This window comes from Streptomyces sp. R818 (genome assembly GCF_056172735.1).
In genome coordinates, this window is the sequence record NZ_JAOCNE010000014.1 from 1,043,805 (window position 1) to 1,063,803 (window position 19,999).

Here is a 19,999-nt window from a genome sequence, read left to right on the forward strand (position 1 = left end):
TGACACGGGAGTTCGCCATGCCCACCTCCACATCGACGCAGCCCACCGCCGCCCCCGCGTCCGACGCCGACCTGCTGGCGCGGACCACGACCGCCGTACGCGCGGCGGCCTCGGTGCTGCGGGACCGGTTCGGCGACATCGTCCGCTACGAGACCCGCGAAGAACTGATGCGCGCGCTCGCCGCCAACGACGACGCGGCGCTCGACGTCCTGCGCCCCCGCCTCGCCCACCTGCGCCCACAAGCCTGCTTCGTGGAGGACGAACTCGCGGGCGGTGCCCTGCCTCCCGGCGAATGGTGGGTCCTGGATCCGGCGGAGGGCAACGTCAACCACCTGCACGCCCTGCCGGAGTGGGCGGTCACCGCCACCCTCGTACGGGACAACGAGCCGGTGTTCACCGCGGTTCACCTGCCGCTGACCGGCGAGACCTACACCGCTCACGCCGGTCACGGCGCCCACCTCGACGACCGCCCGCTGCACGTGTCCGGGACCACGGACCTCGGCCTGAGCCTCGTCGCCACGAGCCAGGCCAGGCCGGACGAGGACGAGGCGGTCGTGCGGCGCGTCGGCTCCTCGATCACCGCGATGCTCCTCGACGCGCTCGTCGTGCGGACCTCCGTGCCCGCCACCCTGCACCTGCTGCACGTGGCCGTCGGCCGCCTCGACGCCTTCTGGCAGTTCGCCGGGGCCCGCGCGGACCTGCTCCCCGGGGCCCTGCTCGTCACCGAGGCCGGCGGCCGAATCTCCGACGCCGAGGGGCGCCCCTGGACCCCGAAGAGCGACAGCTTCCTGGCCGCCGCACCCGGCGTGCACGCCCAGGCCGTCACCACGCTCACCCGCTGACCCCGGTCCACCGCCGCACACGTACCACCCGCGCACACGTACCACCCGTGCACACACACCACCCCCGCACACATAACACCCGTGCACCGACACCCCCCCCGCGAACACGCAACCAAAGGACTCACGCACCATGACCCAGATCGCCGTGCTCGGAAACGGCCGCGTCGGCGGCAGCCTCGCCCAAGCCCTCACCCGCGCCGGACACGAGGTGACCGTGGCGGACCGCTCACCGGGCTCCGCCTCCGCCGCCGCCCGGACAGCGCAGGTCGTCGTCAACGCCACTCCGGGCGCCGGATCGCTGGAGCGGCTCACCGCACTGCGCCAGGAGCTGCGGGGCAAGATCCTCGTGGACGTCTCCAACGCCACCGTCGACGGACCGGACGGACTCCCGGCCGACCTGCTCCACCCCGGCTCGAGCCTCGCGGAGCAACTGCAGGAAGCGCTCCCCGACACTCACCTCGTCAAGACACTCAACACGATGCTCTACACGGTGATGACCGATCCCGCCGCGCTCACCCAGCCTCCGACAGCCTTCCTCTCCGGCGCGGACCCGGAGGCGAAACAGGTCGTACGAGGGTTGCTCGCCGACCTGGGCTGGCAGCAGGAGTGGATCACGGACCTCGGCGGCATCGAGACCGCGCGGGCCACCGAGGCGGCCATCCTGTTCGTGCCCCACGTGATCCGGTCCAGCGGATTCGCCCCCTTCGCGCTCTCGATCGCCCGCTGAACGGGGTAGCGGTTCGCCGGTGGAGTCAGGACGGACCGGTGGTGTGGGGACGGGCCGTCGGTGTCAGGACGGGCCGTCGGTGTCGGGGCGGGTCGTCGGTGTCAGGACGGATCGTCGGGCACGGCGGACAGGAGCCGGTGCAGGATCGGGCCGGCCGAACCGCCGCCCGTGACGCCCTGTTCGACCACACAGGCCACGGCGATGTTCCCGCGCCGCGCCACTAGCCAGCCGTTGTTCGGCTCGCCCTCGGCGACCTCCGCGGTGCCGGTCTTCGCCCCGATCCCGCCGGGCAGGTCAGCCAGGACGTGCGCCGTCCCGTCGGTGACCGTGGCCCTCATCATCGTACGGAGCCGGCTGACGACCGAGGCGGGGAGCGGCGTGGTGGAGGTGGTGTCCTCGGTGCCCGGGACGATCGTCGGCTGGTGGAAGGTGCCGGACGCCGCCGTGGCGGTGACGGATGCCATGATCAGCGGGTTGGCCTGGATGCGGCCCTGGCCGATCATGGCGGCGGCCTTCTCCGTCGCGTCCTTCGGCACCGGCACCGAGCCGTCGTAGGAGGGGATGCCGACGTGCCACTCCTGGCCGACACCGAAGTACTCGCGTGCCACGTCACCGGTCTCGGCGTCGCCGAGCTTGCCGCGCAGGCTGATGAACGCGGTGTTGCAGGACTCCGTGAAGTCCTTCTGGAAGGTGGCGCCGGGGTGTTCGGAGGTCTCCACGTTGTGGAACTCCTTGCCCACCGTGAGGTACTTGGGGCAGTCCACGACGGTGTCGGGGGTGACGGCGTTCTTCAGGAGCAGCGCGCTGCTGGTGACGATCTTCCAGGTGGAGCCGGGCGCGTACGTGCCGGAGACGGCCCGGTTGAAGCCGGTGGCGGGGGAGTTCGCCATCGCGAGGATCTCGCCGTTGTCGACGCGCAGTGCGACCAGTGAGGCGTTCTTGCCGTCGGCCTCGGCCGCGAGGGCCCGGTCGGCGGCCGACTGCCAGGCGGCGTCCAGTGTGGTCCGCACCGGGGCGTCGCCCGTCTCCGCGCCCTTGCCGTTGTCCTGCCCCTTGTCCGCCGGTTGCGGTTGCCCGAAGGTGGTCTCCGTGCCTTCGACTTCTCCGGTGACGCGGTCGATGAGCCGGACCGCGCCGCGCGGCTTGCCGTCGCCGCCCGCGAACTGGGCGAGGAGCGGCTGAAGCGAGGGGAAGGCGCCACCGGCGAGTGCTTTGCCGTGCCGGTCCTCGACCTCCGGCAGGCTGGTGTCCTCGCGCTCCAGACGGAACTTCGCCTTCTCGCTCAGGTGCGGATGGACGAGGCCGAGCGACCAGTCGACCTTCCAGGCACCGTCCCCCTGCTCCTTCAGCGGGATGTGGGAGGTGTACGTCCACGTGCCGAGCCCGGTGACGGGCATCTTCGCCGTGAACGGCACGCGCACCGTGTCGTCGTCGGCGCGCTCGGCGGCGGACGCGGTCAGGCGCGGCTTCTCGATGTCGAGTCCGGCGGTGAAGTTGTGCAGCACTTCTTCGGCCCGGGCCGGGTCCGTGGTGCGGCGGGCGGCTCCGTCGTAGCGGCCGCCGGACCAGTCGGCGAGGAAGGCCCGCGCCTGTGCGGCGGCGGCCGGGTCGGGCGCGTCGGAGCCCCGGTCGAAGGGGCCGAACCCGGTGGCGTACGCGCCGCCCGCGACGACGGCGCAGACCACGGCGGCGGTGACGGCCTTGGCCGCGGAGCGCTGGGGGCGGGTGGCTCTGCGACGGGCAGGGGAGAGGTGTGTCATGCCGGGAGGACAGCAAACGAGGCCGTCCCATGTCCAAGTCCGATATGGATCAGTCATCGATCAAAATTCGATATGATCGCTGGTCGTGGACCTGATCCGGCATCTCGAATGCTTCGTGGCTGTTGCAGAAGAGTCACACTTCGGCCGTGCGGCGGCCGTCCTCGGCATGGCCCAGCCACCCCTGTCCCAGCGCATCCAGCGCCTGGAACGCGAGCTGGAGGTGCGGCTCTTCGACCGCACCAGCCGCCAGGTCACCCTCACCAAAGCCGGGACGCTGCTGCTGCCCGAGGCGCGTGAACTGCTCGCCCGCGCAGCGACACTGCGGGCCGCCGCGCGCCGCATCCGCGACGGGGAGAGCGGCCTGCTGCGCGCCGCGCTGCCGCCCGACATCGCGGGCGCCACCGTCGCCGCCCTGCTCACGGAGTTCGGCCGGCGGTGCTCCGAGGCGGACCTCGAGTTGCACGAACTGTCGACCGCCGAGCAGCTCGACCGGCTCGGAGCACGCGAACTCGACGTCGGCCTCGTGCACCACCCCTGCGACGTGACCGGCCTCGAACTCGGCCCGGTGCTCCGCCGCGACCTGGGCGTCCTGCTGCCGCCCGGCGCACCCGCCGCCGAGTACGGCGAAGTGCCCCTCGCCGCGCTCACCGGCCACGACCTGGTCCTCTTCCCCCGGGACGGAGCCCCCGCGCTCTACGACGACCTGCTGACCACCTGCGCCCGCGGCGGCTACACCCCGCCCGCGATCCGGCACGGCCGGGGAGCCAGCTTCGTCCGCGGCCTCGTCCAGTCCGCGGCGGCCGTCGCGTTCGCTCCGCGCGACACCCAGGGCGACAGCACGGGACCCGAACCCGTCTGGCGCCCCCTCGCCGGGGCGCCGCTGGCCTGGCGGCACTCCGTGGCCTGGCCGCGCGGCCACGGCGACGCCACCGTCCGCGCCTTCGCCGACGCGGCCGAGCACGCGCTGCGCACCACGGCCCATGCCCGCCCCGACACCCCCACACGCCCGACGCATCTGCGCCCCGCAGCGGAGTACTGGCTATGACCGACACGACCACCGCCCTCCGCACCGCCTTCGCCGACGCCGGGGTCACCGGGTGGCTGCACGCCCTCGACATCGACTCCGGTGCCGAACTCGACTATCACGGCGACCAGTTGCTGCCTACCGCGAGCGTCCACAAGCTGCCCCTGCTGGTCGCGCTGCACGAACGCGCCGCCGCCGGCGACCTCGACCTGACCGAGCAGATCGACTGCCCGCCCGCCGGGCGCTCCGCGGGACCCACCGGCCTGGCGGCCATGCTGGATGCCGCCCGGCTTTCGCTGCGCGACCTCGCCTACCTCATGATGGCCGTCAGCGACAACGCCGCCGCCGACCTCCTCCTGGCCCGCGTCGGCCTGGACGCCGTCAACCGTACGACGGCCCGCCTCGGCCTCACCCACACCCTCGCCGTGCACACCTTCGGCACGGCGATGACCAGGGTCAAGGAGGACGCGGGCCCCGGCGGCGCCCAGGCACTGGCCGACCCGCACGTCATCGCCCGGCTCCGCGCGCTCGACCCCGCGCAGTCCAACCGCAGCACCCCGCGCGACCTGACCCGGCTCCTCGCCGCCATCTGGCACGACACCGCCTGCACACCCGAACACGGCGCCGCCATCCGCCGTGTGATGGGCCTTCAGATCTGGCCGCACCGGCTCGCCTCCGGTTTCCCCTTCGACGACGTGCACGTGGCGGGCAAGACCGGGTCGCTGCCGACCCTGCGCGGTGAGATCGGCGTCGTCGAGTACCCCGACGGCGGCCGCTACGCCGTGGCCGTCTTCACCCGCACCGTACGCACCGCGGCGATCCTCCCCGCCGCCGACGCGGTCATCGGCACAGCCGCCCGGATCGCGGTCGACACACTGCGCGCGGGCAGGGTGTGAGCCGCGCGCAGTGCCGGAGTCAGTCGGCGACCGACGGGCTGGTCCAGTCGGCGGGGACATGGGCGAGCCGCACCCGCTGGGGATGGTCGCCGACCGGTACGGAGGCGACCTTGCGGCCGGTCGCGAAGTCGATGGCGCTGACCTGGTCGGCGCCGCTCTCGGAGATCACGCAGTCGCGGCCGTCACCGCTGACGGTCGCCCAGTAGGGCTTGGACGCGGTGACGAGCGGACCTTCCTGGAGGGTGGCGCGGTCCACGACGGTCGCGTAGTCGTCCATGGTTCCGGCGACGCACACCTTGCCGCCGTCCGGACTCAGCGACAGGCCGTGGTGGCGCGAGTCGTTGACGAAGGTGGTGCGGTCGTCGCTGGTGGCGGGGTTCTTCGGCAGAGTCTTGACGCGGGTGATCCTGTCGGCGGCGACGTCGTACTCCAGGAAGCCGTTGAAGTAGGAGACCTGGAAGTACATCTTCGAGAAGTCGGGACTGAACACGGCCGGCCGGACGGCGCTGGACAGGTCCTTGCGGCCCGCGGCGTCCAGGCGCGCCCGCATGTCGATCGTCCTGACCACCTTGTACGTGCTCGCGTCGACGACGGTGATGTGCCGGTCGCCCTTGGTCCAGTCGAGGGCGGGGGAGTCGAGGTCGGTCTCCACGTTGCCGATGGACATGTTCCAGATGTACGTGCCGCTGTCGGTGAAGACGTTCTCGTGCGGCTTGTCGCCGGTGGCGAACTTGCCGAGCTGCGCTCCGGTGTTGATGTCCAGGACGTGCACTGTCTTGCCGAGTGACGCCGACACGGCGACCTTGGTCCCGTCCGGGGAGACGGCCATGTGGTCCGAGCGGTACCCCGAGACCGCGAACCGCCACTTGACCTTCCCGGTTCGCAGGTCGATGGAGACCACATCGCCGAAGCTCGGACGGGAGGCGACCAGGGCGCTGCCGTCGGGGGTGGAGTACAGGTCGTCGACGAGCTGGTCGTGGCCCTCGCCCGCGGTCGCCCGGATACCGAGGTAGACGGCCAGGTTCACGGGGTTGAGGTAGATGGCGGCGAGCCGCTGCGCCTTGTCGGGGACGACATTGATCCGGCCCAGCTTGGCGTAGTCACCGCCGGAGTCGATGACGTCGGCGGTGCCGTCCCAGTTGTTGCCGACGAACATCACCTCGCGCAACGCGGGCGCGGCCTCGGCGGAGTGCATCGAGAGGGGCACGACGAGCCCGGCGGCCAGGACGGCGGCCCCGGCGATGTTCCGCAGGCGGCCGCGTCCGGAGCCGGTTCTGTCTCGTACGACGGCTGTTCGGGCGGAGGTGCGCGCAGCGTGCATGCTTGCTTCTCCCAACGGTGAGTGCCCATGGAAGGGCAGGGACGCGAAGGTGCTGAGCAGAGGCCGTGCAAGGTGTGAGCAGGGCGGAGTCTGAACAGGACGAAGTCTGGTGACGGCGATGTCCGGACTTTGGCTACTGGATGGTAGGGAGAGGCGGTGCACAGCGCAAGGCCGGTACGGAGTCGGTGTTCCTGGACGTGGTCCTGGAGATGTCCGGCGCCGTCCACGGCTACTGGGGCGCGAGGATCGCGGACCTGTGCGGCGCAGCAAGCCTGTCGAGCCGTCATTACCACGCGAGTCCCGCATGTCCACTGGGCTGTCAAGGGTGAGGCGGTTCCTCAGCCGATCACCATGGACGCGCCCGTGGCGAGGCGGTGATAAGGGGCGCCGGTGCCGGGGCCGTTGTCGCCCAGGAAGCTCCCGATCATCGCGATGCCGATGTCGTTGAGGGCGCCGTCGTGGACGGCGCAGGCCCGCCGCGGGCCCACCTCCCGCACGTAGTCGACGAGCTGCCCGGTCGTGGACCACGGGCCGTGCACGGGCAGCAGAAGGGTGTCGACGGCGGCGTCCGGGACGGTGAGGGCGTCTCCGGGATGGAACAGGGCGTCGTCGACGAGGAAGCCGACGTTCCCGACGCGGGGGATGTCGGGGTGAAGGGGCGCGTGCCACGTCCCGTGGACCTTCACATCAAAGCTGGCCGCGGTGAAGGCGTCCCCGTCGCCCACGGCGGTGACCCGGGTGCCGAGCCCCTCCAGGAGCCCGGCGACCGACTTGTTGGTCCAGATCCGCAACGCGGGGTTGTTCCGAGCCGCCTCGCGGAGCGTCGCCTCGGAGAAGTGGTCGAAGTGTTCGTGGGTGACAAGGACGGCGTCGGCCCCCTCCAACGCGTCCGGGTCCGTCAGCCCGCCGGGGTCGATGACCAGGCGGCGACCGTCCTGTTCCAGGCGGACGCAGGCGTGACCGAACTTGGTGAGCCGCATGGGCATGTCCTCGACTCCTCGTCGTCGGAATATGTGTAACCTAGTTGTACACCCAAGTTACACACTTCGCCTAGACTGGGCTCATGGACGATGACGCGCTGGCCGAAGACCTGCGGCAGACGATCGGCGAACTGGTCCGCGCCGTGCGGGCAGCCGACACCATGCCCGCCGGGGAGGCCGCCCTGCTCGGTCACCTCGCCCGCGGCGGCCCCCGGACCACGGCCGACCTGGCCCACCTGCGAGGCGTCAGCCACCAGGCGGCCGCCAAGACCGCGAAGGAGCTTCTCGGCGCAGGCCTGGTGCGCGCCGAACCGCACCCGACGGACGGCCGCAAGCAGCTGCTGCACATCACGGACGCCGGACGCGCCCGCCTCCAACAGGAACGCGGAAGGCGCGCGGACTGGCTCGACACCGCCATCCGCGGCGCCCTGGACTCCGACGAGCAGCGACAACTCCGCGAGACGATCCCGCTGTTGGCGCGCCTGACGGCTCACATCAGCGGGCGGTGACGGTCGGCCGCGGCAGGCCGATGTCAGTGCGGTGCGCTTCACTGTCCGTCATGGAGCTGACGCAAACAACCGTCACCGAACTGCTGGCCCGACTCGGACCGGCTGACGGTTATCTGTACCTGCCCGGCGACGCGGACCCGCAGGCGCTGACCGACCTGCTCAGTGGCAGGTACGGGGCCCCGCGCACCCTCGTCCTCGACGGCTTCGCCGATCCGACGGTGGACGAGTCCAGGGGCGCGGCCCTCCTCGTCCCCTTCGAGGACCGGGCCATGACGCTACGAGCATGGGCGTACGGGGATCAGTGGGTCGGCGCGGGGACCGCGCGGGACGCGGAGGGAGCCGAGAGGGCGGTGCTGGTGCGAGCGCGCAGGACGGTGCCCGCATCGCTGGCGGTGGCTCCGGGCGAGGACGTCGACTGGGTCCGGCGGCTCATACACATCACCGGGTGGACGCAGCCCGTCGCCCACCCGGAGACGCAGACGGACTGGGCACAGGTCGAGGGGCGGCTGGGGACCGCGGTGCCGGACGACTACAAGCGCATGGTCGACACGTTCGGCGCGGGCGCCTTCGACGGCTTCCTGGACCTGAACCAGGAGCCGTGGACGCACCTCAGGGAGGACGGGCTGCTGATCTGGGCGGGGACGGAGCACGAGGAGCTGTACTGCTGGCGGGCCGACGGCCCCGACCCGGACCGCTGGCACGTCGTCGTGCGGTCCTTCGACGGTGAGGACCTCGCGTTCGACTGCGGCGCCGCCGAGTTCGTCAGCCGCGTCCTCGTGGACCCGCACCACCCGTACACTCTGACCCGCTATTTCGACACGCACTGGTTCATGAGCTATCGGGCAGGCGACTGACTCCGGCGGCGGCGCCCCGGTCACCTCACCGCGCGGCGGCGCTCCGGTGCGCGACCTGTGCCGCGCAGTAGTCCCGCACCCGCGCGTACCGCCGCGCCGGATCCCCGTAGTACGACCACGGGGTCGTGCCCGCGTACCCGTCCACCGCGCGGAACTGCTCGAGCGCCTCCTCGTACCGGTTCTGCCAGTACAGGAAGTGGCCGAGCATGTGACGGGCCGGCGGGACACCCCGGTCGTGCGGGTTCTTGGCGTGCGCCGCCGCCACGTCCGTGAGCGCCGCGTCCGTCGCCGCGACGATGTGCGGCTGCTGGTAGTACGTGCCCGGGTTCAGCGTCTCGTCGGTGATCTCGTACTCGAAGTAGGCGTCCAGGACGATCGTGGTCAGAAGCTGCCCCGGAGAACCCTTCGCCGCGGCCGCCTTCCCGAACTCCTCCGCCGCCTCGTGCGAACCCCGCCACTTCGCGCACCAGTACTGCAGCGCCGAGTGGTGCGCGCCCACGTGGTACGGGTCCCGCCGCTCCACCTCGGCCCAGATCGCCCCGAACGCCTCGTGGTCGTAGCCGAGCCCCATCGCCAGCGGCAGCTCCGCGACGAACGGGCACGGGTCGTCGCCCGCCGGCGCCTGCGCCGCGGCGAACGCCTCACGCGCCTGCTTGAGGACCTGGTGGAACCCGGCGAACTGCTCCCGGGTCGTGGCCCCCGCGAGGCCGCCGCCGCGGACCTCCCACGCAAGGTCGATCAGCGAGCGGGCGTTCACGAGCGCCGCCCCAGGGTCGTCGCGCCGCGCGGTGCGCCAGGCGAGCAGCCAGCCGTCGTCCTCGACGGCCTCCGCGGCGAGGACGTTGGAGCGGCGGGTGCGCTCCGCCCAGTCACGCCCGGCGTCCTCCAGGTAGGCGGCCCCGGCCTCCCAGTTCCCCGCTCGGACGGCCGTCTTGACCTGCTCGGAGCGCGGGTCGGGCGCCATCGCCAGGTCGCCGACGATCTCCTCGGCCGGCACGAGGCCGAACTGCTCCGCCGCCGACGCGAGTTGCTTGTCGCTGAAGGAGCCGACACGGTTCGGGTGCGTGCCGCGCCGGTTGCGGAAGAGGCCCATCAGATCGACTCCCGTTCCCGCGCGCCGTCGGCCGCACCGGCCAGGGTCGGATGCAGCAACTGCCGCAGCCCGGAGGTGTCCGGCACGTCCGCCACCGCCGCGTCCAGGGCGCGGGCCAGCTGTTCCTCGGAGGCGTCGTGCAGCCGCAGCAGCGCCGAGTCCGTCCAGGACAGCTCGAAGTGCGCCCCGCCGCGGGCGATCAGCTCGGAGACGGTCAGGTCGCGCAGCAGGTCGTGCAGGCGCGGGCGGACGAACTCCCGGGCCGCCCTGCCCTTCGCTGCCGCCGCCTGCGCGGACTTGGGCAGCCGGTCCGCGATCTGCCACAGCGCGCCGCCGTCGATCGCCGCGAGCACCGAGTCGAACGAGCCGTCCGCTCCGGTCGCCTCACGCACCGCCTTGCGCAGTGGCTGCGCGGCCCCACCGGCGTACGTCGTCATCGACTCGTGCACGAGCTGGCCCCAGTCGGCGGTGCGCCGCATCTTGAGCGCCTCCGGCGTGAGCGCCACCTGCTCGATGGCGGCGAACGCGGCGGCGGGGTGGACGAGCAGGCCGAGCGCGGACCCGGCCCCGTCCGCCGCGCGGCCGTCGTCGGGCAGCTCCTCGATGCGGGCCACCCGGTCGGCGATCGGCGGATGCGTGTCGTACGCGGAACGCTCCTCGCGCGGCAACCCGCGCCGCAGCTCGTCCAGTTCGCCCGAGCGCGCCTCGAGAAGGCGGTGCAGGCCGCCGTAGACCTCGCCCTGCGGCGGCAGCAGGCCCGCGTTCGCGCCGAGGCTCGCGTACGACTGCATGTAGAAGTCGAAAGCGGCGTCAAGGACCGGGATCTCGCGCAGTGCGGACGCCGTCGCGGCGCGGCCCGCGATGCGCGCGGCGGCCAGGTCGGCGGCGTACTCCTGGCGGCGCATCGTGCCCCGCATGGAGCGCACGTAGAACTTGCCGTACCAGATGAAGGGCTTGGCGGCGAGGCGGTAACTCAGCCCTGCGGAACCGGTGCTGACCTGCCGTGCCGCCTTGCCCTTGGCGACGCGGCGCGCCTCCTTCTCCTCTCCCTTCGCCCGCTCGTCCTCCACCCTGGCCGCGGAGCGCCGCATCAGTGTGGAGACGGTGCGGGACATCTGCTCGAACCCGCGCCGGTTGATGGCGCCGAGCCGGGTGTCGGAGTTGGAGTAGTGGCCGAACTCATGGGCCAGTACGGAGGTGAGCTGAGCCTCGTCGAGACCGCTCAGCAGCGGCAGGCCGACCAGCAGCACGCGTCGCCCCCGGAGCAGGCCGAGGAGCCGCGACTGCTCGTAGACGGCGGCGTTCACGGCGGGCACCACGTAGATCTCGTCCGGCGCGCGCGTGCCCGTCTGCTCGGCGAGCCGGCGCACGGCCGCCCACAGGCGCGGCTCCTGCCGCTCGTCGACCCGCAGCCCGTCGGCCGGCGGTTCGAACCGCGGGCCGCGCAACGCGAACATGCCCTGCAGAATCGGGATGCCGACGATCAGGCTGAGGAAGAGGAACTTGAGCCCGGCGATGCCGTGCATCCCGTCCTCGATCAGCCACCAGTCCACCAGGCCCAGGGCGCCGAGCAGCACGAGCCCGACCACGTAGAAGCCGAGCAGCAGCACGAGAGCGCGCACGGCGCGCAGAGTAGAGCCCATCGGGCGGTTCCCCCCACGGGAAAAGAGCTGGCTTCACGAAGCGAGCCGCGTTCGGGCAGGCCTCGGGAAGGCAGGAGACAGCACAGATAGATGTGGGGGGAACGGAAGTATGACACAGGGTCAGTGGTACGGCGAGCGGCTTTTTGTAAAGGGGGAGCCGGGTGGGGGCCTCGGCGTCAGTCGCCGCGGGCGCCCTCGCCGGTATGGGTGGCGACGGTGGCGCCGGTGAGGGGGTAGCGGGCACGCATGGCGGGACTGGCGGCGGGACCGGCGGGAAACGCATAGGCATGGCTGTCGTCGAAGCGGCGGCCCGTCCGGGCGTCGACCAAGCCGCCAGCGTGACGATCAAGGGGTGCAGGAAGCGGCCGAGATCGGTCAGGACGTACTCGTGCCGGGCCGGGTTGGTCTGATAGGGCTGACGCTCCAACTGGCTGCCACGACCGGCGCCTTCGGTCGGGTGCGAGGCGCGTTCAGGTGCATTCCATTGCCCGCCGTACCGGCTTCGGGAAGCCGCCGACCTCGTCGTCCTCCTCCATCATCCTGAGGCCCTGCCGCACCGCCCGGGCTTACGTGGACGGGCCGACCCGGGAAACGAAGATCGTCGATCAGTGGAACCAGACGACAAGGCGTACGTTTTCGGCACCGTGGACCTCGCTGAGCAGGCCCATCACACGCCAGACCCGGCCCCAGTCGGTACCGACCCCCGCGACCGAGGCACGGGTCCGTGTGCCGCGGCCGTCTGTCTCCTGCCAGTCGACGGACTCCAGCTCGTCCCACGTCAGCCAGGTGGTGCCGTGCACGTCGTCCGGGCCACCGAAGGCCAGGAAGACGCTGCGCAGGCCGTCCGACGCGTCGTCCGGAAAGCCGCGGTCCTCGGCGAGCGGCCGGAAGTCGAAGGAGTTGCGTATGCCGAAGAGACAGGCCAGCCCGTCGTAGGCGTTTCCGACGTTGAGCGGGAGAAGATCCATCCCGACTTCCCACACGGTGTCCTCGTCCTCCGGACCCCACAGCCGGGCCCCCGGCCGACACTCGATCATCCCGCTGACATCAGTCGACATAGTCACGATGCTGCCCGCTCCTGGCGGCCGCCGCATGTGAATTCGGCTCGGTACGTATTGCGTCGTCTTGAGGGAAGAAGAGCCACAGTTCGGCATGGGGCCGGCCGGCCCAGCAGGGGCCATGGACGACGTTGAGGGAGGGCGGCGACGCATGGAACGAGAAGGCACATCGATCGACGGCATGCTGAAGAGACTTCTGGCCTTTTCGGTGGTGGCCATAGTGGGAGGCATTGTCGCGTGTGCTGCGGGAGCCGTCACTGGGGACACGGTGCCGATCGTGCTCGGAGCGGTTGCGGTAGCGAGCGGAGCAGTCCTGGCGGTCCTCACCTTCCTCGGCCATCGCAGGACGCGAGTCCGCGGCGGCGCCTCCGTGGTGGCGCGGTGATACTCGATGGAGTCGAGGGCGCGGGTGCCGCACGATGGGCGTATGCGTGACCAAGCATTTGCCCACCGGGTGGAGTTCGTACGCCATCCCCACCCCGACTTTCCGCACCTGCTGCTGTGGGGCATCCGCATCGACGGAACGGACCTGCGCGTCCTGGTCGCGCACGCAACGCGCGCACTGTGGAGCCGGGAACTCCATGAGGACGACGACACCCCACAAGAGCGTGAGCAGTTCCTGGTACGACAACACGCCCCCCTGTACCTGGGGGAAGACGCCGAGGCCGTCCAAGCTCGCGCACACTTCCTGGGTGAGGCCGCACCTGAGCTCCGCGACCGCGACACCGGTGCCGTGTGCTTCCTGGGATGTCCGTGCGGGATCCCGGCTTGCTGGCCGCTGCTCGCCACCATGCGGGTCACGGACACGGAGGTGGAGTGGTCCGACTTCCACCAGCCTGAACGGCCGAAATGGGGCAAGCTGCCCCTTGGCCCTTACGTCTTCTCGCGCCCGGCCTACGACATGGCCCTGTCCGCACCGGCCTTGCTCAGCGAGGACCCGCTCGCGTCGCTGCTGGGTGACGAATAGCCGCTCAGAAGGCCCTTGCCTCACGGTCAGGACTGGCCGACGCTCGCCGGTTGACCTGGACAAAGGCGCCGGCCGTGAAGACGACCGTGCTGACGAACGACACTGCGAGCGCGGGGTTGACCCAGGACGGAACGACCTGACTGGCGAACACACGCCCGTCAGTCGTTCGGCACATGACCTGCAGCGGCACATACTGCACCTCGTGCTGCAACACGACTGTCCCGTCTGGCTTGTGTGACGTGTAGCGGCACTGATTCATGGGCGTGGAATCCGCACCGCTCCCGACCTCGCTGACGGCGAGACCGACGAGCAGGAGCCCGAACAGATAGACCGCGACCGTGACAACGGCGGAGAAGATCGCCATGCCTCGTACGAAGGTGGATTCACTGTCGGGCTGCGTCATGACGCCTACCGTAGCTGCGCATGACATGCGAGGAGGCGGCTCCCGAACGGCACCAAGAGAAAGCCCGTCGCAACGATCGTCGCTACCGGGCAGAATGTGGACATGGGACAACTTCCGGTCGACGTGCGGGAGTCACGGCCAGGTACTCAACCACGGGGACGCGCAGTACCGTGCCGCTCAGTGGATCCGCCGCTGTCTTGACCCGAGCTACGAGGTCGAGCCGCCGTTCGAGGCGTGGGAGACCGAGCTGCACTGACCGGTCCGACAGTACGCGCGCGGAGCAGCGACGTGTGGCCCTGGCCGCCGGTCAGAAGATACCGGCGAGGGTGTGGTGTCCGAGGGCGTCGAAAATCTCGCGAAGCCACGGCCTGCGAACAGTCGGCAGCCTGACCAGAGTGTCCCGGAACACGCCCGAGTCGGCCCAGAACAGCCGGTTGGGGTGCGGCGCGGGCGCGTCGAAGTCGTCACGGAGGGCTTGGGCGGCCAGGACACCCGACGCGGGGACGGGAGGGTCCGGCCTGGGAAAGGCCAGCCACAGCCACACCCCGAGCGGCATGGGGACCAGGTACGGACCCGGGTCGGGTGGCGTCCAGCTCTTCCCCGTCTGAGGGTGGGACGGCACCAGCAGGATGGGGACGTCCTTGCTGGGGACCGGAAGTCCCGGCCCGGCCAGGACGGCACGCCGGGCCTCCGGTACCGCGGGCAGCAGGGCGTCGAGAGCCCGTTGGAAGATCTGCCCGGTCAAGCCGTCAGGCACGGTCACCGGTCGGCCCCCGGAGGCCGCGAGGAGGTGGGCAAGCGCCTGTCCGCCCGCCGCTTCCCAACGCGGACTCCAGTTCCACGAGTAGTTCCTCCAGTCAACCGCCGCTCTCCAGGATGTGAGCGGCTCGAACGGGGGTGTGGCCTCGGCTCGCATCAACAGCTCGGACCAGGAAAGCGGGGCGACGGCGGTGCCGTCGACGGGGAGGCGGCGAACGGCGCCCGGAGCGAGCCAAGTCGCCTGCCAGAGTGAGCAGTCGTCGATACGGGTCGCCACGGGCAGCGAACACTTCGCGCAGGCCACGTTGGGGCCGTCCGCACTGTCGAGACCGCAGCAATAACCGCCGGTGCGGTGTCCCGGGATCATCACGGTGCCGTCGGCGTCGCCCGGGGCGATGACGACAGCGCCGGGCGCACCGTCGGACAGGGCGTGCACCGGCGCGTACACACCGCGGGCGACGGCCTCGTCCGGACGGATCTCCTCCCACCTCCGCCAAGGTGGCCCCCAGGGCTCGGGGTTCACGGCGAACGTCCCCGTCTCCATGAGTACCGGTAGCTGAACGCCGTTTCCATACTTCTGATGAGCGTGGACCGGCAGCGCAACCTGAGACAGCGGGTCAGTCAGCCGGGCCCCGCAGCCCGCACACACGAAGATGACCAAGCAACCCCCAAACGCCAGGATCATCGTCACACCGCAACGCCGAACCGACCAACCCGTTTTCCGTCCGAGGAAGGGAAGGTCCTTCGACCCCGATGCCGACCTGCAGCCGGCTCATTTCACCGACGCGCAACGAAGCGAGTGGGAGCGGATCTCGGCACGAGTCTTGAGGGAGGTCGGTCCTGTCGAGTTTGAGGAGTACCCGTACAGCCTCACTCTCGAGACCGTCGGCCCGCCAGGACGCGTGCAGCTCGACTACTGCGGAGACACAGCCCACATCGAGATCGCCTACCGCCACTCGGGTCCGGCAGCGTTGAGCGTGATGGAGCGGGCCTATCGAATAGCTCGCATCGTCGAGGACGAGAGCGGCCTGGTCGGTCACGACTTCGAGGTGGATCAGCCCACGCGAACCGGTGACCCTGTCGTGGCCGCCGCCCGACTGAGTGGTGTCTCCGGCTGGGCACAGCAACACTTGGGCCAGCGGCAGATGCGGACGATCGCGAGCGGGCTCCCCTAGACCGCGTCGGCTACGTGCACGAGTTCGGGGAGCGGCCGGCGTGACCGCTCCCCGAACGAGCTACGGGTGCTGATGCCCCCAGGTCAGCAGGTGCGGCCGGTGTACCAGGCGCCGTCCACCCCGGAAGCGGAGCCGATCCAGGTCACGCCCGGCCCGACGCAGCTCTCGCTGTTGGGCCCCCAGTCGTCGATCTCGATGACGATGTGGGAGCCGTCCGAGGTGCAGTGGTTGTAGTAGGCGTCGGAGTGGGTCTCGTAGAAGCCGCAGGGGTTCGCCGCGGCCGGACCGGCGCTGACGGTGACGGCTCCGGCGGAGGCGAGAACGAGGGCGACGGAGCTGAGAGCACCGGTCGCGAGACGACGAAGACGCAAGACGAACTCCAAACCGTAGAGGACAGTCCGAACCGCTGGTGTGTGCCGGTCCGTTGACGACGACTGAGATTCGCAGTTCGGGGCGCTGCCTCCGGTTCCGCGGGACAGCGTTCACCTGACGGATCGATTCACCTGTGCGCCAATCGGATGATCCTCGCCGGTTTCCGAGACCGGGGGGGACGGGCGAGACATTCGTGCGGAGTGCGGAGTGCGGAGTGCGGAGTGCGGAGTGCGGAGTGCGGAGTGCGGGGTGCGGAGTGTGCAGTTACGAAGACCGGTTCGCCTGTGACTGAACGAAGACCTCGCTATCGGCCGCCTGTGACTCGGTGCGGGGTACAAAGATTGCAGACCGCACGCACTACGTGACCACGCACCACACTGTTCCTGGGGGACATCGTGAAGCACACTCGCACCGCCGCCTTCGCTGCCATCGGCGTCGCCGCCGCGCTCTCGCTCACGGCCTGCGGAAGCGACGACTCGGCGAAGACCTCTTCCGCGAAGGGCTCCTCGTCCTCGTCCTCGTCCTCGTCCGCATCATCGGATTCCTCGTCCTCTTCGGCCGCGACCGATGACGCGAAGTCGTCGCAGAGTGGCAACTCGAGTTCCGGTGAAGCGAAGAACGGCAACGACGTGAAGGCGGACTCCGGAAAGGGCGCCGACAACCAGGGCGCCGACAAGCAAGGCACCGCGAACGGTGCGACGACCGGCACGTCGTCCAAGGTCACCTTCTGCAAGACCAAGGACCTGGCCATCGACGCCGTGAACGCCGCGCCCGACGAGACCGAGGGCCGGATCGACATCACCATGGTCAACCGGGGCTCCACCACCTGCTCGGCGACCGGCTTCGCGGGCGTCGACATCACGGACGTCGACCACACCACGAGCCCGATCGAGCGCGGCCCCGCCCAGCCGCGTGTCACGGTCCTGAAGCCCGGCGAGTCCGCGATCTTCAACCTCGCCTACACCATCGACAACAGCGGCAACAGCCTCGCGTCCCCGACCGAGATCCTGGTGACGCCCCCGAACGAGACCCACACCGTGACCCTGAAGTGGCCCGCCGACGCGGGTGACATCAAGGGTGCCTACACCGACGTACGGGTCTACCCGACCCACACCACCAAGTAGCCGCGACGCAGGTCGGCCCCGCTCGGCGGGGCCCCGGGGTCTGCGCGGACGGCGCGCCTCTCAGGGGGCGCCGCTGCCGGCCGGTCCGGAAGGTCCGGACGGTCGTCGGCAGACGATGTTCTCCCCGTACCACCTGAGTCGGCCACTCGGTTACGTTCGCTTCATGATCCGCACGCTCGACACCGCTGAAGGTGCTTCCAGCCTCGCCGCGTCATTGCTGGCCCCGGCGGGGAAGCGGTGGCCGCGCACGCAAGCCGTGGCTGCACGGGCCTGGGAGCTGACGTGCACGGTCGCTCCACCGGACCGGGAGCTGCTCGTCGCGGCGGCTTGGCTGCAAGGACTCGGCGAAGCACCCGAGTTGCGGTGCACCGATGCCCTCCCCGGCGACCTTGCACGCCACCTGCAAGACCATGGCGCTTCGGACCGGCTGGTCCGACTGCTCGCCCATCACCGCAACGCCCTCGACGCAGTGCGACAGCCCGACCAGACCTTCGTACCGGAGTCATGTGACGGCGAGGACGCACCGCTCCTGGACGCGCTGATCTTCGCGGATGTGGTGACCGGCCCCGCAGGTCAGGCCGTCGACTTCACGCCCGTCGACGTCATGCCCGTCAAGGCACATACGACACCCGTCGCGCCGCACCACCCGGCCAGCGGGCACCTGAACCGGCTGATGGACCGGGTATGGCGACGGTACGCCGTGTCCGCCTCGCTCCGTCCCAGCCAGCGGACGATGATCGACGCAAGCGGCTGGTGGCCACCGACACTCTTCGCGGCGGAACACCTCGACGCGGACCTGATGGCGCACTTGCTCGACGCCGGGGCGGACCCTAACGAGGGGATTGCGGCGACATTGCTGACGCACGCCATCGAGTCCGAGGGCGACGCGACCCTGCAGAGCGGCGACCCTCTCAGTGTGACCACCACCGCGGTGCTGCTCGCCTACGGAGCCGACCTCAGTCATGGGCTTCGGAGTACGGCTCGCTCCAACAGGGCTTGTAGAGCGCGCTGTTGTTCGGGATCCAGTTGCGCCAGCGGTGACTCCTGAGCGAGAAGCTCGAGGAGCTGTTCACGGAGGGCCGCACCCTGCGTGGTGAGGACGAGGTGCTTCGCGCGGCGGTCGGTGGGGTGGGCGTGGCGCTCGACCAGGCCGAGCTTTTCGAGCTTGTCGATGACGAACGTGGCGTTGGAGGGCTCGCAGCTCATGCGCTCAGCGAGCTCGCGCATGGTCATGGGCCCGGTCATCTCCCGCAGCGCCGTCGCCTGAGCAGGGGTGAGGTCGAGCGCGACGGCACGGACGCGTACGTGGTCGGCGATCTGCCGGGCCAGTGCGTCCACCAGTCCACAGATCTCCCGCTCGGCCACGGCTTGCGGTTCTGAGGGCGTCGTCATGCGCCAACCCTAGCAAGTTCATCAAGTGAGAATAATTAGAGCTTGAATGATTTGAGCTTGATGCATACGGTGGTCTCACCACAACGGCCCCCGGCGGCAGTTGGCCCTGCGTCTAACGCATGCCCGCATGTCCGCAAGTCTGCATACCTGCACCAGAGAGGTGAAAGCGATGAGAAGCGCTGTACTCAATGACTCCGACCGTTTACGCAGGACGGCAGAGATCCGTTCACTGCAACTGGGCGACACGAAGGTCACCTACGTCCCGGACGGCGATGTACGGCTGCGGCCGCGTGCCCTTTTCCCGGACACCACCGATGAAGTGTGGGCCGCCCACCCCGAACTTCTCGACACCTCGGGCCACCTCGTCGGAAGCATCGGTGCTCTGCTGGTGCAGCACGGCGACCGGGCCCTGCTGATCGACGCGGGCTTCGGACCGCAGAGACTTCCCGCTGCCCCGGACGGCCCGCGGGGCGTCATACACGGGGGCAGGTTGCTGGAGAGCCTGGCGCAACTCGACTGCCGGCCGGAGTCGATCGAGGCCATCGCCTTCACACACCTCCACCCCGACCATGTGGGCTGGGCGGTCCACCCCGCACCGGACGGCCACCAGCTCGCCTTCACCCATGCCGACTACCTTGTCTCCGCGCCGGAATGGGCCCACCGCAGCGTCCTGGAGGACCAGGGCATGGCCGCGGAAGTCGCGGCGCTGGCGCCGATGGTGCGCACCGTGACGGACGGGCAGGAAATCTTTCCGGGCGTGCGTGCGCGGATATCCGCAGGCCATACGGCCGGACACACCGAGTACGTCATCACGGGGGGCGGACAGCGCCTGATCGCCTTCGGTGACTCCTTGCACTCACCGATCCAGGTCGACCACCCCGAATGGTCTTCGGCCTTCGACCACGACCCCACCGGTGCCGCCGACCACCGCCACCGCCTCATCGCCGAACTGCAAGAACCCGGCACCTACGGCTACGGCGGCCACTTCGCCGACGCGGTCTTCGGCCAGGTCCGCCAGGACGGCAGCGCCAGGGCCTGGCACCCCTTGGACGATTGACGGCCGGTGACCGTACCGAACACCTGACACTTGCTGACCGAGT

General features: G+C 70.4%; 23 protein-coding genes and 1 pseudogene. 12 read left to right on the forward strand and 12 right to left on the reverse strand.

The features are described 5' to 3' along the window. The first annotated feature begins 17 nt into the window (after positions 1 to 17). Both N5I75_RS36605 and N5I75_RS36610 read left to right on the forward strand, forming a co-directional pair. Complete coding sequence (locus N5I75_RS36605; protein WP_476684487.1) at positions 18 to 842, forward strand: inositol monophosphatase family protein; 825 nt, start codon at positions 18 to 20, stop codon at positions 840 to 842. Positions 843 to 972: 130 nt separating this feature from the next. Further along, entirely contained in the window at positions 973 to 1,569 is a 597-nt protein-coding gene (locus N5I75_RS36610) for an NADPH-dependent F420 reductase (RefSeq protein WP_476684488.1), read from the forward strand. A 101-nt stretch (positions 1,570 to 1,670) separates the two neighbouring features. Here the strand turns inward: N5I75_RS36610 and N5I75_RS36615 are convergent, their stop codons facing one another. After that, the gene (locus tag N5I75_RS36615; RefSeq protein WP_476684489.1) at positions 1,671 to 3,329 is read right to left on the reverse strand and encodes a penicillin-binding transpeptidase domain-containing protein; all 1,659 of its coding nucleotides are present in this window, start codon (positions 3,327 to 3,329) and stop codon (positions 1,671 to 1,673) included. A 115-nt stretch (positions 3,330 to 3,444) separates the two neighbouring features. Between N5I75_RS36615 and N5I75_RS36620 the strand changes: the two genes are divergently transcribed. Both N5I75_RS36620 and N5I75_RS36625 read left to right on the forward strand, forming a co-directional pair. Continuing rightward, positions 3,445 to 4,374: a LysR family transcriptional regulator gene (locus N5I75_RS36620; RefSeq protein WP_476684491.1), complete on the forward strand. Its 930-nt coding sequence runs from the start codon at positions 3,445 to 3,447 to the stop codon at positions 4,372 to 4,374. Next, on the forward strand, positions 4,371 to 5,249 hold the full coding sequence (locus N5I75_RS36625) for a serine hydrolase (protein ID WP_476684493.1): 879 nt from the start codon (positions 4,371 to 4,373) through the stop codon (positions 5,247 to 5,249). Before N5I75_RS36620 ends, N5I75_RS36625 begins: the two co-directional genes overlap by 4 nt. A gap of 19 nt (positions 5,250 to 5,268) precedes the next feature. Here N5I75_RS36625 and N5I75_RS36630 read toward each other — a convergent pair whose 3' ends face one another. Together N5I75_RS36630 and N5I75_RS36635 are read right to left on the reverse strand one after the other, a co-directional pair. Beyond that, positions 5,269 to 6,570 (reverse strand): YncE family protein, encoded by a 1,302-nt coding sequence (locus tag N5I75_RS36630; RefSeq protein ID WP_476684495.1) that lies wholly within the window; start codon positions 6,568 to 6,570, stop codon positions 5,269 to 5,271. A 338-nt stretch (positions 6,571 to 6,908) separates the two neighbouring features. Next, on the reverse strand, positions 6,909 to 7,550 hold the full coding sequence (locus tag N5I75_RS36635; protein ID WP_476684914.1) for an MBL fold metallo-hydrolase: 642 nt from the start codon (positions 7,548 to 7,550) through the stop codon (positions 6,909 to 6,911). An 83-nt stretch (positions 7,551 to 7,633) separates the two neighbouring features. Between N5I75_RS36635 and N5I75_RS36640 the strand changes: the two genes are divergently transcribed. Both N5I75_RS36640 and N5I75_RS36645 read left to right on the forward strand, forming a co-directional pair. Then, the gene (locus tag N5I75_RS36640; RefSeq protein ID WP_476684496.1) at positions 7,634 to 8,059 is read left to right on the forward strand and encodes a MarR family winged helix-turn-helix transcriptional regulator; all 426 of its coding nucleotides are present in this window, start codon (positions 7,634 to 7,636) and stop codon (positions 8,057 to 8,059) included. 50 nt (positions 8,060 to 8,109) lie between these two features. After that, the gene (locus tag N5I75_RS36645) at positions 8,110 to 8,913 is read left to right on the forward strand and encodes an SMI1/KNR4 family protein (protein ID WP_476684497.1); all 804 of its coding nucleotides are present in this window, start codon (positions 8,110 to 8,112) and stop codon (positions 8,911 to 8,913) included. A gap of 25 nt (positions 8,914 to 8,938) precedes the next feature. Here N5I75_RS36645 and N5I75_RS36650 read toward each other — a convergent pair whose 3' ends face one another. The 5 genes and pseudogenes from N5I75_RS36650 to N5I75_RS36670 all read right to left on the reverse strand — a co-directional run bounded on the left by N5I75_RS36650 (position 8,939) and on the right by N5I75_RS36670 (position 12,707). Beyond that, positions 8,939 to 10,006 (reverse strand): hypothetical protein, encoded by a 1,068-nt coding sequence (locus N5I75_RS36650; protein ID WP_476684498.1) that lies wholly within the window; start codon positions 10,004 to 10,006, stop codon positions 8,939 to 8,941. Next, positions 10,006 to 11,628: a M48 family metallopeptidase gene (locus N5I75_RS36655; RefSeq protein ID WP_476684500.1), complete on the reverse strand. Its 1,623-nt coding sequence runs from the start codon at positions 11,626 to 11,628 to the stop codon at positions 10,006 to 10,008. The genes N5I75_RS36650 and N5I75_RS36655 overlap by 1 nt, the downstream gene beginning before the upstream one ends. Positions 11,629 to 11,825: 197 nt before the next feature. Further along, positions 11,826 to 11,978, reverse strand: a complete 153-nt coding sequence (locus tag N5I75_RS36660) for a hypothetical protein (protein ID WP_476684501.1) — start codon at positions 11,976 to 11,978, stop codon at positions 11,826 to 11,828. Positions 11,979 to 12,019: 41 nt separating this feature from the next. Next, positions 12,020 to 12,076 (reverse strand): annotated as a pseudogene (locus tag N5I75_RS36665) (winged helix-turn-helix transcriptional regulator); the annotation flags it as partial. A gap of 178 nt (positions 12,077 to 12,254) precedes the next feature. Then, positions 12,255 to 12,707: a hypothetical protein gene (locus N5I75_RS36670; RefSeq protein WP_476684503.1), complete on the reverse strand. Its 453-nt coding sequence runs from the start codon at positions 12,705 to 12,707 to the stop codon at positions 12,255 to 12,257. 427 nt (positions 12,708 to 13,134) lie between these two features. Here N5I75_RS36670 and N5I75_RS36675 point away from each other — a divergent pair, with 427 nt between their 5' ends. Continuing rightward, a complete protein-coding gene (locus N5I75_RS36675) occupies positions 13,135 to 13,674 on the forward strand; it encodes a hypothetical protein (RefSeq protein ID WP_476684504.1) in 540 nt (179 codons plus the stop codon). Between the two features lie 4 nt (positions 13,675 to 13,678). On the opposite strand, the gene N5I75_RS36680 is transcribed toward N5I75_RS36675, so the two are convergent. Next, on the reverse strand, positions 13,679 to 14,077 hold the full coding sequence (locus N5I75_RS36680; protein WP_476684505.1) for a hypothetical protein: 399 nt from the start codon (positions 14,075 to 14,077) through the stop codon (positions 13,679 to 13,681). Positions 14,078 to 14,171: 94 nt separating this feature from the next. On the opposite strand from N5I75_RS36680, the gene N5I75_RS36685 reads away from it, so the two are divergent. Beyond that, positions 14,172 to 14,333, forward strand: a complete 162-nt coding sequence (locus N5I75_RS36685) for a DUF7677 family protein (RefSeq protein WP_476684506.1) — start codon at positions 14,172 to 14,174, stop codon at positions 14,331 to 14,333. A gap of 51 nt (positions 14,334 to 14,384) precedes the next feature. Here the strand turns inward: N5I75_RS36685 and N5I75_RS36690 are convergent, their stop codons facing one another. Then, positions 14,385 to 15,497 carry a hypothetical protein gene (locus tag N5I75_RS36690; protein WP_476684507.1) on the reverse strand — a complete coding sequence of 371 codons (1,113 nt, stop codon included), beginning with the start codon at positions 15,495 to 15,497 and terminating at the stop codon, positions 14,385 to 14,387. On the opposite strand from N5I75_RS36690, the gene N5I75_RS36695 reads away from it, so the two are divergent. After that, the gene (locus N5I75_RS36695; protein ID WP_476684508.1) at positions 15,490 to 16,011 is read left to right on the forward strand and encodes a hypothetical protein; all 522 of its coding nucleotides are present in this window, start codon (positions 15,490 to 15,492) and stop codon (positions 16,009 to 16,011) included. The genes N5I75_RS36690 and N5I75_RS36695 overlap by 8 nt on opposite strands. Before the next feature lie 83 nt (positions 16,012 to 16,094). Here the strand turns inward: N5I75_RS36695 and N5I75_RS36700 are convergent, their stop codons facing one another. After that, positions 16,095 to 16,382, reverse strand: coding sequence for a DUF6355 family natural product biosynthesis protein (locus N5I75_RS36700; protein WP_476684509.1), 288 nt, complete (start codon positions 16,380 to 16,382; stop codon positions 16,095 to 16,097). Positions 16,383 to 16,778: 396 nt separating this feature from the next. On the opposite strand from N5I75_RS36700, the gene N5I75_RS36705 reads away from it, so the two are divergent. Together N5I75_RS36705 and N5I75_RS36710 are read left to right on the forward strand one after the other, a co-directional pair. Beyond that, the gene (locus N5I75_RS36705; RefSeq protein ID WP_476684510.1) at positions 16,779 to 17,507 is read left to right on the forward strand and encodes a DUF4232 domain-containing protein; all 729 of its coding nucleotides are present in this window, start codon (positions 16,779 to 16,781) and stop codon (positions 17,505 to 17,507) included. A gap of 163 nt (positions 17,508 to 17,670) precedes the next feature. Then, positions 17,671 to 18,555, forward strand: a complete 885-nt coding sequence (locus N5I75_RS36710; protein WP_476684512.1) for a hypothetical protein — start codon at positions 17,671 to 17,673, stop codon at positions 18,553 to 18,555. Here the strand turns inward: N5I75_RS36710 and N5I75_RS36715 are convergent. Then, the gene (locus N5I75_RS36715; RefSeq protein WP_476684513.1) at positions 18,468 to 18,899 is read right to left on the reverse strand and encodes a MarR family winged helix-turn-helix transcriptional regulator; all 432 of its coding nucleotides are present in this window, start codon (positions 18,897 to 18,899) and stop codon (positions 18,468 to 18,470) included. The genes N5I75_RS36710 and N5I75_RS36715 overlap by 88 nt on opposite strands. Before the next feature lie 169 nt (positions 18,900 to 19,068). On the opposite strand from N5I75_RS36715, the gene N5I75_RS36720 reads away from it, so the two are divergent. Beyond that, on the forward strand, positions 19,069 to 19,956 hold the full coding sequence (locus tag N5I75_RS36720) for an MBL fold metallo-hydrolase (RefSeq protein WP_476684514.1): 888 nt from the start codon (positions 19,069 to 19,071) through the stop codon (positions 19,954 to 19,956). The last annotated feature ends 43 nt before the right edge of the window (positions 19,957 to 19,999 follow it).